The 13,613-nt window shown below is 31.2% G+C and carries 13 protein-coding genes; 11 read left to right on the top strand and 2 right to left on the bottom strand.

Translation table 11 applies throughout. The features are described from left to right. Positions 1 to 317 precede the first annotated feature (317 nt). The 4 genes from ASE40_RS11250 (at position 318) to ASE40_RS11235 (ending at position 3,282) form a co-directional block, all read left to right on the top strand. Positions 318 to 1,070, top strand: coding sequence for a hypothetical protein (locus ASE40_RS11250; RefSeq protein WP_057117656.1), 753 nt, complete (start codon positions 318 to 320; stop codon positions 1,068 to 1,070). Positions 1,071 to 1,075: 5 nt separating this feature from the next. After that, positions 1,076 to 1,777: a lipoyl(octanoyl) transferase LipB gene (gene lipB, locus ASE40_RS11245; RefSeq protein ID WP_057117070.1), complete on the top strand. Its 702-nt coding sequence runs from the start codon at positions 1,076 to 1,078 to the stop codon at positions 1,775 to 1,777. A gap of 18 nt (positions 1,778 to 1,795) precedes the next feature. Then, a complete protein-coding gene (locus ASE40_RS11240; RefSeq protein ID WP_057117069.1) occupies positions 1,796 to 2,614 on the top strand; it encodes an AraC family transcriptional regulator in 819 nt (272 codons plus the stop codon). A 77-nt stretch (positions 2,615 to 2,691) separates the two neighbouring features. Continuing rightward, positions 2,692 to 3,282 carry an NAD(P)H-dependent oxidoreductase gene (locus ASE40_RS11235; RefSeq protein WP_057117068.1) on the top strand — a complete coding sequence of 197 codons (591 nt, stop codon included), beginning with the start codon at positions 2,692 to 2,694 and terminating at the stop codon, positions 3,280 to 3,282. Positions 3,283 to 3,326: 44 nt separating this feature from the next. On the opposite strand, the gene ASE40_RS11230 is transcribed toward ASE40_RS11235, so the two are convergent. Continuing rightward, positions 3,327 to 3,992 carry a ribonuclease HII gene (locus ASE40_RS11230; protein WP_057117067.1) on the bottom strand — a complete coding sequence of 222 codons (666 nt, stop codon included), beginning with the start codon at positions 3,990 to 3,992 and terminating at the stop codon, positions 3,327 to 3,329. Between the two features lie 170 nt (positions 3,993 to 4,162). Here ASE40_RS11230 and ASE40_RS11225 point away from each other — a divergent pair, with 170 nt between their 5' ends. The 5 genes from ASE40_RS11225 to ASE40_RS11205 all read left to right on the top strand — a co-directional run bounded on the left by ASE40_RS11225 (position 4,163) and on the right by ASE40_RS11205 (position 9,786). Beyond that, on the top strand, positions 4,163 to 6,148 hold the full coding sequence (locus tag ASE40_RS11225) for a putative porin (RefSeq protein WP_057117066.1): 1,986 nt from the start codon (positions 4,163 to 4,165) through the stop codon (positions 6,146 to 6,148). A 47-nt stretch (positions 6,149 to 6,195) separates the two neighbouring features. After that, complete coding sequence (locus ASE40_RS11220) at positions 6,196 to 7,557, top strand: pyridoxal-phosphate dependent enzyme (protein WP_057117065.1); 1,362 nt, start codon at positions 6,196 to 6,198, stop codon at positions 7,555 to 7,557. Between the two features lie 80 nt (positions 7,558 to 7,637). After that, positions 7,638 to 8,120 carry a 3'-5' exonuclease gene (locus tag ASE40_RS11215; RefSeq protein WP_057117064.1) on the top strand — a complete coding sequence of 161 codons (483 nt, stop codon included), beginning with the start codon at positions 7,638 to 7,640 and terminating at the stop codon, positions 8,118 to 8,120. Between the two features lie 77 nt (positions 8,121 to 8,197). After that, positions 8,198 to 9,469 carry a DUF2851 family protein gene (locus ASE40_RS11210; protein WP_057117063.1) on the top strand — a complete coding sequence of 424 codons (1,272 nt, stop codon included), beginning with the start codon at positions 8,198 to 8,200 and terminating at the stop codon, positions 9,467 to 9,469. Between the two features lie 89 nt (positions 9,470 to 9,558). Next, a complete protein-coding gene (locus ASE40_RS11205; protein ID WP_008466940.1) occupies positions 9,559 to 9,786 on the top strand; it encodes a PspC family transcriptional regulator in 228 nt (75 codons plus the stop codon). Between the two features lie 49 nt (positions 9,787 to 9,835). On the opposite strand, the gene ASE40_RS11200 is transcribed toward ASE40_RS11205, so the two are convergent. Continuing rightward, the gene (locus tag ASE40_RS11200; protein ID WP_057117062.1) at positions 9,836 to 11,302 is read right to left on the bottom strand and encodes an APC family permease; all 1,467 of its coding nucleotides are present in this window, start codon (positions 11,300 to 11,302) and stop codon (positions 9,836 to 9,838) included. A gap of 273 nt (positions 11,303 to 11,575) precedes the next feature. Between ASE40_RS11200 and ASE40_RS11195 the strand changes: the two genes are divergently transcribed. After that, positions 11,576 to 12,466: a helix-hairpin-helix domain-containing protein gene (locus ASE40_RS11195; RefSeq protein ID WP_057117061.1), complete on the top strand. Its 891-nt coding sequence runs from the start codon at positions 11,576 to 11,578 to the stop codon at positions 12,464 to 12,466. A 13-nt stretch (positions 12,467 to 12,479) separates the two neighbouring features. Continuing rightward, a partial coding sequence (locus ASE40_RS11190; RefSeq protein ID WP_057117655.1) for an acyl-CoA dehydrogenase family protein occupies positions 12,480 to 13,613 on the top strand: 1,134 nt, incomplete at its 3' end.

The following is a 13,613-nucleotide window of genomic DNA, read 5'->3' as shown; positions in this document are numbered from 1 at the left end:
AAGTGTGCAAAGATAAAGAAAAGAATGTAGATTTTAGAATGCAGATTTTAGATTTTTTGCAGCAGCAATTTATTGGGTTTCAATCACCTTTTGTCTTGCTTTCGAAGCTTGGGGGCAATTGTATCTTTTTTGCAGAAAAAGCAGAAAACGATACTGCTTCTATCGGAAATATGTTAGATGTTTTTATTTCCAAAATATGCTTTGAGAAGTATTTTACTGAATTTAAAAGCTATTATCTTGGTACCTTAATATCTGAATATCTCAGAATCTTAAAAAATAAAATAGTCTTCGTATATTTGATAAAAAATTGTACTACGATGAAATTATACAAACTACTTAGTTTTTCTTTTTTAATAGCAACATTAACAAGCTGTACTTTTACTGAAAATATTTACATCAATGATAACGGAACTGGAAAATTTGCAGTTGACATGGATGGTTCTGCTTTGATGGAAATGGCGGGAGATCAATTAGCAGGTCAAATGGGCAGCGATGCTAAAAAAGATATTGACTCCACTTTTACCTTCAAACAATTATTCGAAGAGAAAAAAGACAGTATTGCTAAGTTGTCTCCAGAAACTCAAAAAGAACTCAAAAAACTCGAAAACTTTGTAGTTACCACAAAAATGAGCTCGGAGAAAAAACAATTTCTAATGACAATGGCTACTGACTTTAAAAATGTAAACGAGCTGCAAGACATTTTGCAAACACTAAGCACATTTCAAAAGTTGGAAGGAGGAGCAAATACAAATCCACTTGGAAATGGTTTTGGAGATAATAATAGTAAATTAAGCTATACATACGACGGAAAGAAATTTACAAGAAAAGCAGTAATAGACCAGCAAAAACTGGCAGCAAAAGCGAAGGACTCTGCTCCAGATATGTCTAAAATGATGTTTGCATCTTCTAACTATATTGTAAAATATCACTTTCCAAAAAAGATTAAGAAAGTCTCTAATCCGAATGCATTATTTAGCGACGATCGAAAATCAATTACAATTCAATACTCTTTCACGGATTATATGGAGAATCCAGACAAACTTAACTTTGATGTTGAGTTTGAAAAATAATTAAAATGAATAAAAAAATCCAACTTCAGGATCTGGGAAACAAAGATTATAAATCGACTTGGGAATATCAAGAAGAAATTTTTAAAGATATAGTCGATTTAAAGATCAAAAACAGACGAGAAGAACTTGATCTGCCAACACCAAATTATTTATTGTTTGTAGAGCATCCGCATGTTTATACTTTAGGAAAAAGTGGTGCTTTAGAAAACTTACTATTAAACGAAAAACAGCTCGAAGCAAAAGGAGCAACTTTTTATAAAATTAACCGCGGTGGCGATATTACGTATCACGGACCAGGACAAATTGTGGGTTATCCGATTCTGGATTTAGAAAATTTCTTTACAGATATTCATAAATATTTACGTTTACTCGAAGAATCAATTATTTTGACTTTAGCAGAATATGGCTTAGAATCGGGTAGAAGTGAAGGAGAAACCGGTGTCTGGCTTGGAGCTGGAACCCCGTTTGCCCGCAAAATCTGCGCAATGGGCGTACGAGCTTCCCGATGGGTAACCATGCATGGATTTGCCTTAAACGTCAATGTAGATTTGGGTTATTTTGATAATATTATTCCATGTGGAATTCGCGGAAAAGGCGTTACTTCTTTACAAGTTGAACTTGGTGTGGAAAGAGTAGATGAAGAAGAAGTAAAATCGAGAATTATTAAGCATTTAGCTCATTTGTTTGAGGCTGAATTTGTTGAATAAATTTCTAATAATTATAGTATGAAAAATGCTGAAGAAAATAACAATTATAGAATTGCAGTTCCTTCGGCATTTGAAACTGTTTTCTCTCATTTTTATTTTGCCGAAAACAAAACGACATTTCCTATTACAAAAACTTTATTACCTAGTTTTCAGACTATTTTGGTTTTTAACTTCGGCACAAAATCATACTTGAAATCTCAGCAGAATCATTTTTTGGAAGTAGAAAAATGTGTTCTTCTTGGTCCGATAAAACAAGCTTTTGATTATACTTTAGAACCTAATTCAGAGATTCTAGTTGCGAATTTTAAAGAAGATGCTTTTTATCGGTTCTTTGGAAATGCTCTTTTTGATTCTCTGCCCATTCATCCAGATGATTTAATTAATGAAAATTGTTTCACACTTTTATGGGATGAGCTCATTAAACTTCCAGATACAAAAGATCGTGTTGATTATATTTTAGATTTCTGCAAGCCATATTTAAGAGAGCAAACAGCAATAACAACACTTTTAAACGATTTTCAAAACGAGAATATAAATCCTATAAAGGCAATAGCTTCGCAGATCAACCAAACAGAAAGAAATATTCAACTTAACCAAAAGAAAATTTTTGGTTACACAATTAAAGAAGCAAATCGTTACGAAAGGTTTTTAAAAGCCGTTAATCAAATAGAGAAAAATATACTAAAAGAATGCAAAACAGATTGGTTAACTATTGTAGATAAATGTGGATATTACGATCAAAGCCAGCTTATTCATGATTTTAAATACTACATGAATATTTCGCCTACCAAATATTTGAAATTTCAATCAGACATTTGCAGTTCAAAAATGGATTAAAGCTAATTTCGTTTTCTTACAATTGTCACCCAAATGTGCGTTTTACATTTGTCATGTTAATCTTTAAAAATAGAAACATGAAAAATTTAATTATTTATGCACATCCAAATTCAGGAAGTTTAAACCATTTTTTCAAAAATACCATTATAGAATCTTTAGAAAAATCTGGACAACAAATAGTTGTTCGTGATTTAAATGAAATCAATTTCAATCCAGTTCTTTCTTTGCAAGACATGCAGGGACAAAGGATTGGACAGGTTGCTGATGATGTTAAAATAGAACAAGATTTTATTTCGTGGGCAGATCAGATTATTTTTATTTATCCAATTTGGTGGACTGGAATGCCAGCTATTATGAAAGGATATATTGACAGAGTTTTTAGTTATGGATTTGCATATCGATATGATCAAGGAATTCAAAAAGGACTATTGACCGGAAAACAAACCATTATTATTAACTCTCATGGAAAATCGAATGCTGAATATAAAGCAATGGGAATGGATAAAGCCTTGACATTAACTTCAGACACTGGAATTTTTAATTATAGTGGTTTAGAAATTAAACACCATTTTTATTTTGATAAAGCAGATAGACCTTCTGTTGAAAATGTATTAGAATGGGAGAATCAGCTCAAAATGTTGTTTTTAGAAAAGACATTGTCTAATTAATTTTAGTGCAATAAAAAAAAAGACTTATCCAATTAAGTCTTTTTTTATTCTAAAAAATTCAATTCTAATTGTTCAGGAAGAAGTCTAAAACTCATTCGGTGGTATTTTGTTGTTCCAAATTCTTTAATGGCTTCGCGATGCTCTTTTGTTGGATATCCTTTATTTTGTTTCCAGTTGTACATTGGGAATTCTTCGTGAATCTTATCCATAAATTCGTCACGATAGGTTTTAGCTAAAACTGAAGCAGCGGCAATGCTTAAATATTTCGCATCTCCTTTTATAATACTTTGATTTGGGATTGATTTTAAAAGTGTTATTTCATCTTCAGAAAACTGTCTTCCAAAAGCATTTTTAAGTCCAAGTTTGGCATTTAAAGATCGGTTTCCATCAACAATAATAAATTCAGGAACATGTTTCAATTTCAAGATGCATTCCTGCATTCCTTTCATCGAAGCGTTTAAGATGTTGATTTCATCTATTTCATCCGCATGTAAATGTGTTACTGAAAAGCATAATGCTTCCTTTTCTATAATTGGTCTTAAAAGAGCTCTTGTTTTTTCTGATAATTGCTTGCTGTCATTTAAAATTGAATTCTCAAAATCTGCAGGAAGAATTATAGCTGCAGCAGTAACGGGACCCGCGAGACATCCTCTCCCAGCTTCGTCAGTTCCAGTTTCTAAAACAAATCCTGAGAAATTATTTTCGAGCATTTTTTTAATTTTTAAATAACGATTAAGATGAAATTTTCAACAAAAATATTCGTTTTAATACTGTCAGTCAAGGCAATTGTATAAAATGAAGTGTTTTTTTATTTATTTGTTTTTATAATTTACCTTTGCTTAGCAAATTTTGTCGAATTAAATTTATACAAAGCCATCAAATGAGAATATTCATTTTTCTATATCTATTAGTTGTACCTACGTTATTGTTTTCTCAAGTAAAAAAGCCAGCTTCTAAAAATAATTTAGATATGAATACGGAATATTCAAGTATTACAGATACCGTAAAAAAGAAAAAAGCTAAAATCGCCACAATAGACCAATATAAAATTATTACACTGGAGCACGATACTATTTATGCAGATACATCGCTGACAATTAAAAGTGCTTACAGACAAAATCACCTTAGAAAAGATCTTTTCGGATATCAGGAATTTTCAAACATCGGACAGCCTTTAAACACTTTACAATATAGTTTAACAAATTTTTCTCCGTATCCAGAAATAGGTTTTAGCGGTAAACATTTTAATTATATCCAAGCAGATCAGATTCGATATTATTCTGCGGCAACACCTTTTACAGAATTGTTTTTTAATACAACAATTAATAAAGGACAAAATGTAGATTCTTTTATCACATTAAACGTTTCTAAAAATCTTAATTTTTCCATTGCTTATCGAGGATTGAGATCTGAAGGAGATTATATTAATCAATTGGTTAGTGCTGGAAATTTTAGATTTACAACTAGTTATGCAACTACCAGCAGACGTTATGCGATAAATGCGCACTATACTTTTCAAGATGTATTAAATGAAGAAAATGGTGGAATTACAAATGATGAAAACTTTGAGAGTGATAATAAAGATTATAAAAACCGCCAAAGATTGCAGGTTTATTTAACCGATGCAGAATCTTTATTGAAAGGAAGAAGATTATTTTTTGATCATGCTTTCAGAGTAAATCCAACAAACGGTAATAATAATTTGTATGTAACACATCAATTTAATTATGAGAATAAAGGGTATGAATATAAACAGCCTACAGTAATTTCTACAGTTACAGATAGCAATAATAATAGTACTCAAGTGCAGCGTTTTGGAGATTCGTATGTGGCAAGTAGTATAAATGATCAGACCAAATATGAGCGGCTTTATAATAAAGCAGGTCTTGCTTATGAAAATTCCCTTCTAGGAAAGTTCAATTTTTTTATTGATGATTATAGATCAAATTATAAGTATACTAGAATTATTATTGACAGCACAGGAAAAGCAATTCCAGATAATTTGTTTTTGCAGATCAATAATGTAGGAGGACAATATGAATATCAGAAAAACAAATGGAATGGTAGATTTCTATATTCTAGATCAATTACCAATCAATCTCTTTCTGATTTAGATGCGAAGTTAAGATATGATCTGAATGATGAAATTAAATTTGATTTTAGATATCGTAACATCAATAAACTGCCAAACAACAATTATAATTTATACCAAAGCAGCTGGATAGAATACAATTGGTCTAATAATTTTAAAAACGAAAAAATAAATTCTCTTAGCGCTGAGATTCAGACGCCTTGGTTAACAGGACAAGTTCAATATACAGTATTAAAAGATCACTTGTATTTTACAGATGCCGCAACCGATGAACAGAAAGCAGGAAATGTTCAAATTGTAAAACCATTTCAATATGGAAACGCTATTAATTATTTAGAAATAAAAGCGAGTAAAGAATTTAAATTTGGACCTTTTGCATTAGATAATACACTTTTGTACCAAAAAGTAGATCAGTCAGATTTAATCTTAAATGTTCCAGATTTCGTAACTAGAAATACATTTTATTATTCAGGTTACTTTTTTAAGAAAGCTTTATACATGCAAACAGGTCTTGTATTTAATTATCAGACTAAGTATTATGGAGATGATTATAATCCTGTTATTGCAGAATTTTTTGTACAGCAAGATAAAAAGATTGGCGGTTTTGCTACATTCGATTTTTTCGTAAATGCTAGAATACGCCAGACAAGATTTTATTTAAAAGCAGAGCATTTTAATGCTGCTTTTTCGCAAAGCAATTATTATGCTACTCCAAATAATCCTTATCGTGATTTTGTATTGCGTTTTGGTTTAGTTTGGAATTTCTTCCAATAAGAAAAACTTACTTTCATTTTAAAACCACATATTAAACTCAAATAAAAATGGACTTTTCAAAGAATATTTTAGAAACAATTGGTAACACACCATTGGTAAAGCTCAATAAAATTGTTGCTGAAATTGATGCGCTAGTATTAGCAAAAGTCGAAACCTTTAATCCTGGTAATTCTGTAAAAGACAGAATGGCGGTAAAAATGATTGAAGATGCAGAGGCTGACGGCAGACTAAAACCTGGAGGGACTATTATCGAAGGAACTTCTGGAAATACAGGAATGGGACTTGCTCTTGTAGCAATTATCAAAGGATATAAATTAATTTGTGTTATTTCAGATAAACAGTCAAAAGAGAAAATGGATATTCTTCGTGCTGTTGGAGCAAAAGTAGTTGTTTGTCCTACCGATGTTGAGCCTACAGATCCTCGTTCTTATTATTCAGTTTCAAAGCGTTTGGCAGAAGAAACACCAAATTCTTGGTATGTAAACCAATATGATAATTTATCAAATTCATTGGCACATTATGAGCAGACGGGACCAGAAATCTGGAAACAGACAGACGGAAAAATTACGCATTTTGTTGTAGGTGTAGGAACAGGAGGAACAATTTCAGGTGTTGGAAAGTACTTAAAAGAGAAAAATCCAAACATTAAAATTTGGGGAATTGATACTTACGGTTCTGTTTTTAAAAAATACCACGAAACAGGTATTTTTGATGAAAACGAAATCTATTCTTATATAACAGAGGGAATTGGAGAAGATATTTTACCTAAAAATGTTGACTTTTCTTTAATCGATGGCTTTACAAAAGTAACAGACAAAGATGCAGCGGTTTATACAAGGAAAATTGCGCTAGAAGAAGCAATCTTTGTTGGAAACTCAGCGGGAGCTTGTATTAAAGGACTATTACAGTTAAAAGATCAATTTAAGCCGGATGATGTTGTAGTAGTTCTATTTCACGATTCAGGAAGCCGTTATGTAGGTAAAATGTTTAACGACGATTGGATGCGCGAGCGTGGATTCTTAGAAGAAAATATCACGAAGGCAGAAGATGTGATTAAAGATCATATTGACAAAGAATTAATTGTTGTTCGGACAGAAGAATTGGTTTCGCACGCAATTGAGCGTATGCGTAAATATAAAATCTCTCAAATTCCAGTTGTAGATATAAATGGTTTTGTAGGTTCTGTTGATGAAACTGACTTGTTTAGAAGTTATGTTGCAGATAAAAATGTAGCCGAAAAACCAATTAAAGATGTAATGGGTAAACCTTTTCCAATCGTAAAATTAGGAACGCCAATCGAAGAAGTTTCTAAACTTTTTACAAAAGAAAACGATGCAGTTTTAATTGATTTAGGAAACGGACATCACCACATTATTACAAAATATGACATTATTGGCTCTATAAAATAAGCCGTTACTAATAAAACTGATCCATAAATCTTATTGTTTTGGCAATTAGATTTGTGGATTTGTCTTTTTAAAAATATAAAATGAATTTTACAGCTATTGATTTTGAAACTGCAACGGGATATCATCCCTGCTCAGTGGGTATTGTTACAGTCCAAAACGGAATTATTGTGGACGAATTTGTGACATTGATAAAACCGCCGAATAACGAGTATAATCCTTTTACAATTCGCGTTCACGGAATTTATCCGAAAGATACAGTCACTGCAAAATCTTTTTACCAGGTCTATCCTGAAATTGAAAGAAGATTAAGAAATAGAGTTGTAGTGGCGCACAATGAAAGTTTTGACCGAAATGTTTTAATGAAATCAATGCTGCTTCATGGTTTGAATTACGAAGATTTAAACATTGCGCCAAAGTGGGAATGTACAGTTAAAATTTATAAAGCTAAAGGCTTAAAGCCAACAAAATTAAGTGATTGCTGTCGTGAAATGAATATTCAGCTAAATCATCACGAAGCTTTATCTGATGCAAGGGCATGTGCTAAATTATATATGCTTCGCTAAAATAAAATACATTTTGTAAGAATAATATTAAAAATTTATTATTTTTAGATTTTATAATTATACTTTAAAATCTAAAAATGAAAGAAGACTTCCTTCATTATCTCTGGAAATTCAAGAAATTTGATCTCTTGGATTTAAAAACTGCTCAAGGTGAGTTAATTACCATTATTAAAACGGGAGATTATTTAGAACTTTCTGGACCTGACTTTTTTAATGCCCAAATTAAAATTGGAAATCAAAAATGGGCAGGCAATGTAGAAATACATTTAAAATCTTCTGATTGGTATCTGCACAATCACGAAAAAGATCCAGCTTATAAAAATGTAATTCTTCATGTAGTTTGGGAAAATGATACTCCAATTTTTAGAGAAAATAATACCGAGATTCCTGTTTTGGTTTTAAAAGATTATGTTTCAAAAGATGTAGTAAAAAATTATAGGGAATTGCTTTCTCCAAAAACTTGGATTTCATGCGAGAAACAAATAAAAAATATCGATGATTTTGTTTTTAAAAGCTGGCAGGAAAGATTATTTTTTGAACGTTTACAACGAAAGTCAAAGTTTATTTACGACTTATTAGAAGAAACAAATCAAGATTGGGAAGCAGTTTTATTTTGCCTTTTAGCAAAGAATTTTGGTTTAAATACAAACGGAACTTCATTTTTACAAATATCAAAAGCAATTCCATTTTCAATTATACGAAAGGAAAGTTTTGAAATAGAAAATTTAGAAGCATTGCTTTTTGGAACTGCAGGATTATTAGATTCAGAAAAAGAAGATGTTTATTATAAGGATCTAAAATTTAGGTATTTTTATTTACTCCATAAATATCAATTAGAGAAGACGTTTATTGAACCAGTTCAATTTTTTAAACTTCGCCCTGATAATTTTCCTACGATTCGACTTTCTCAATTGGGAGGTTTATATCATAAACATCAAAATTTGTTTTCTAAAATAATTGAATTAAAATCGTTGAAGAATGTCTACGAATTATTGAATGTTTCAGTAAGTTCTTATTGGCAAGACCACTATCAATTTGATAAAGAAAGTCCGAAGAAAGCAAAAATAGTATCAAAATCATTTTTAGATTTGATAGTTATAAATACAATAATACCAATTCAATTTGCTTATTCTAATATAATGGGAGAATCTATAGCGGAAGATTTGATTGATTTTATGAATGAAGTAGGTTCCGAAAAAAATGCAATAATGGATAAGTTTGATTCGTTTGGAATAAAGTCGAAAAATGCGTTTGAAAGCCAGACCTTATTAGAGCTAAAAAATGAATATTGTAATAATAAAGCATGTTTAAAATGCGGACTAGGTTTAGAATTACTTAAAAGTAATTAGAAAATAAGATAATGAGATAATTTGTACTTTTGTAATTCCTCTTAGAGGTAAATGATTCTAAAATCTTAAGTCTAAAATCTAAAATAAAAATGTCAGCTATTTTAAAACTTAAATTCTTTTTTGAAAAATATGGTTTTCATGTTTCTTCAAGATTGGCAGATAAACTAGGAATGCGCGTAACAAGCGTACGACTATTTTTTATTTATATATCTTTTGTGACAGCAGGATTAGGGTTTGGAGTTTACTTGACTCTTGCTTTTTGGATTAGATTAAAAGATTTAATTCGCTCAAAAAGAACATCAGTATTTGATTTATAAAAAAAAGCTCCAAATCAAAATTTGGAGCTTTTTTATTGAAATAGTATTTTTATTCTTCGATTCCGTTGTTAAGTTTCGATCTTTTCTTACTGTATCCAAAGTAAACTAGAATACCAATAACAAGCCATCCTAATGATAATAATTGAGCGTCTAAACTCAAATTAATAATTAGGTAAGTATTGATTGAAATTCCTAATACTGCGATTACAGGTAAAGCAGGAACTTTAAATGTTCTGTTTAATTCAGGTTGTTTTACTCTTAAGATCCAAACAGCGATACAAACCATTGTAAAGGCAAATAAAGTACCAAAACTTGTCATATCTGCTAATTTATTAATTGGTGTAAATGCAGCAACTGTGGCAATAATACCTCCTAAAATCATTAAATTAGTTTTTGGTGTTCCAGAAAGAGGATTTACTTTAGAAAAAACAGCTGGAATTAAACCATCTTTAGACATTCCAAGGAAAATTCTAGATTGTCCCATAATCATTACCATCAATACAGAAACTAAACCGATAGTAGCAGCAACAGTAATAATAAAACCAGCCCAGCCTTGTCCAGCGATATCAAAAGCATAAGCAACTGGTGCTTTAATAGCTTCTGGATATTTTCCTAGCGGATTAAAATCTTGATAATTCATCATCCCTGTTAAAACTAAAGAAACAAGAATATATAAAGTTGTACAGATTAATAAAGAAGCAATGATCGCAAACGGAACATCTTTTTTAGGATTGATAGCTTCTCCAGCCTGCGTAGAAACAGCATCAAAACCAACATAAGCAAAGAAAATCGCCGCAGCTCCAGAAACAATACCTCCAATTCCGTAAGCATTATGAGTAGTTTCTTTTTCAACAATTTGAGTAGCTTCAGGAATAAATGGGTGCCAGTTTGCAGTATTGATAAAGAAAAGACCCGCAATAATTACAAAGATTACAGCAGAAACTTTAAGAATAACAATTGCATTATTTGCTTTAGCAGCACTTTTTGTTCCTTTAATAAGTAGTGAGATAACTAGAATAACGATCAAAAAAGCTGGAAGATTCATAGAGAAACCTTCTCCAGTGTAGCTTGCTGGATCTGTTGTAAGCCAGTCAGGAAGTTTGATGTGAAACATTTTGAGCAATTTATTAAAATATCCCGACCAGGAAACGGCGACCGTCATGGATCCCATTGCATATTCGAGAATAAGCCCCCAGCCAATTATCCAGGCAAAAATTTCACCAATTGTACCATAAGCATATGCGTAAGCAGATCCCTCTACAGGTAAAATTGATGCAAATTCAGAATAGCAAAGAGCTGCAAAAACACAGGCAATACCCGCGATAATAAATGAAACAGCTAATGCTGGACCTGCATGATAATAAGCTCCAGTACCGGTAAGTACAAAAATTCCTCCACCGATAATGGCACCAACTCCAATCGCAGTAAGACTCCATTTTCCAAGGACTCTCTTTAAATTACTTTTTTTTATATCGGCCTCAAAGGCAGATATTGGTTTAACTCTCCAAATTGACATACTATTATATTGGTTTATTGTTATTAAGCTCCAAATGTATTGTTTTTTGTAAAAAATAAAAACAAATATCATGTTTTAAGTTATAAATTATTGATTTTTTTTAAAGGACTCTCAAGGATGCTTCTTTAAGTATTGATATTCATTAAATTAATTGCTCTTTTGTAGCAGATTTGATAATTTTTTTAAAAACTATTTTCTTACTAATTTTCTTAATAAATTTGAAAGATTTTTCTGATTTTTAATTTTAAATAAATTTGAAACTCTTTTTTGTTTATGAATTTAACACATTTAAATAAGTATTTGCATTTTACAAAGCATCAACGAACAGGAATCTTTATCCTGTTTATAATTATAATATCATTGCAATTATTCTACTTGTTTTCAGATTTTAGTACTTCAGAAACCAAAAGCCCTAATAAAGAAGAATGGATGGCTTATCAATCAGATATTGATGAACAAAAATCTATTAAACAAAATAGTAAGCCAGTAAATTATCTATTTAATCCAAATTTTATTTCGGATTATAAAGGATATAAACTTGGAATGTCAGTTGAACAAATTGATCGCCTGATAGCATTTCGTAAAGAAAATAAATATGTAAATTCAGCAGAAGAATTTCAAAAGGTTACGGGAGTTTCAGATTCATTATTAAATAAGATTTCTCCTTTATTTAAATTTCCAGATTGGGTTCAAAATAAAACACGTTTCAAAACAGAAAAAACAGAATATACTGCGAAGAGCTTTTCAAAAAAAGTTGAGAAGTTTGAAGTATTAGATATCAATAAAGCAACACAAGAAGATCTAATAAAAATTTATGGAATTGGAGAAGGCTTATCGTCTAGAATACTAAAGCAGAAAGAAATTCTAGGATGTTTTGTGTCAATGGACCAAATGCATGAAGTTTGGGGGCTTTCGCCAGAAGTTATAACTGAGCTAAAGAGCCATTTTAAAGTTGTTATTCCCTCAACTATAAAAAAAATAGACGTAAATAATGCTTCTTTAAAAGAATTATCCCAGTTTCCATATTTCAGATATACACTGGCAAAACAGATTGTCACGTACAGAAGCATGAATGGAAATTTTAATAATATTGAGGATTTAGCAAAAATTAAAGATTTTCCTGTTGAAAAAGCAAAAATAATTAGTTTATATTTGGAGTTCTAAAAGAAAGTAACTAATGAATTTTGATTACAACGAAACACAGCAGATGATAGCGCAGTCGATAAAAGACTTTGCTGAAAAAAATATAAAACCTTATATAATGGAATGGGATGAATCGCAGATTTTTCCAATCCCATTGTTCAAACAACTTGGCGAAATGGGCTTTATGGGAGTTCTAGTACCCGAAGAATATGGTGGTTCAGGTTTGGGGTATCACGAATATGTTACTGTAATTGAAGAAATTTCAAAAGTAGATCCTTCAATAGGATTATCAGTTGCGGCACATAATTCCTTATGTACTAACCACATTTTAACCTTCGGAAATGAAGAACAAAAGAAAAAATGGCTTCCAAAATTAGCTACGGCAGAATATATAGGAGCATGGGGATTAACAGAACATAATACAGGTTCTGATGCAGGAGGAATGAATACAACGGCTGTAAAAGATGGAGATCACTGGATCGTAAATGGAGCAAAAAATTTCATAACGCATGCAATTTCTGGCGACATAGCAGTTGTTATAGTACGTACTGGCGAAAAAGGAGATTCTAAAGGAATGACTGCTTTTGTTTTTGAAAAAGGAATGGCTGGTTTTTCGTCAGGAAAAAAAGAAAATAAATTAGGGATGCGAGCAAGCGAAACTGCAGAGTTAGTTTTTGATAATTGCCGCGTGCCAGATGAAAATAGATTGGGTGAAGTGGGACAAGGTTTTGTTCAGGCTATGAAAATCTTGGATGGTGGAAGAATCTCCATAGGAGCTTTGTCTTTAGGAATAGCAAAAGGAGCTTATGAAGCAGCATTAAAATATTCAAAAGAAAGACATCAGTTTGGTCAGCCAATAAGCAGTTTTCAGGGTATTTCTTTTAAATTGGCAGACATGGCAACTGAGATTGAAGCTTCAGAGCTATTACTGCACAAAGCAGCTTTCTTAAAACAACAGCATAAACCAGTAACTACATCTGGAGCTATGGCAAAGATGTATGCTTCAGAAGCTTGTGTTAAAATAGCGAATGATGCAGTTCAGATTCATGGAGGATATGGATATACAAAAGATTTTCCTGTAGAAAAATTTTATAGAGATTCTAAATTATGTACGATAGGAGAAGGAACAACTGAAATTCAAAAATTAGTCATTTCAAGAAATTTATTG

It is taken from the genome of Flavobacterium sp. Root935 (genome assembly GCF_001429295.1).
Classification (GTDB): Bacteria; Bacteroidota; Bacteroidia; order Flavobacteriales; family Flavobacteriaceae; genus Flavobacterium.
This window is presented reverse-complemented; position numbering and strand designations above follow the sequence as displayed.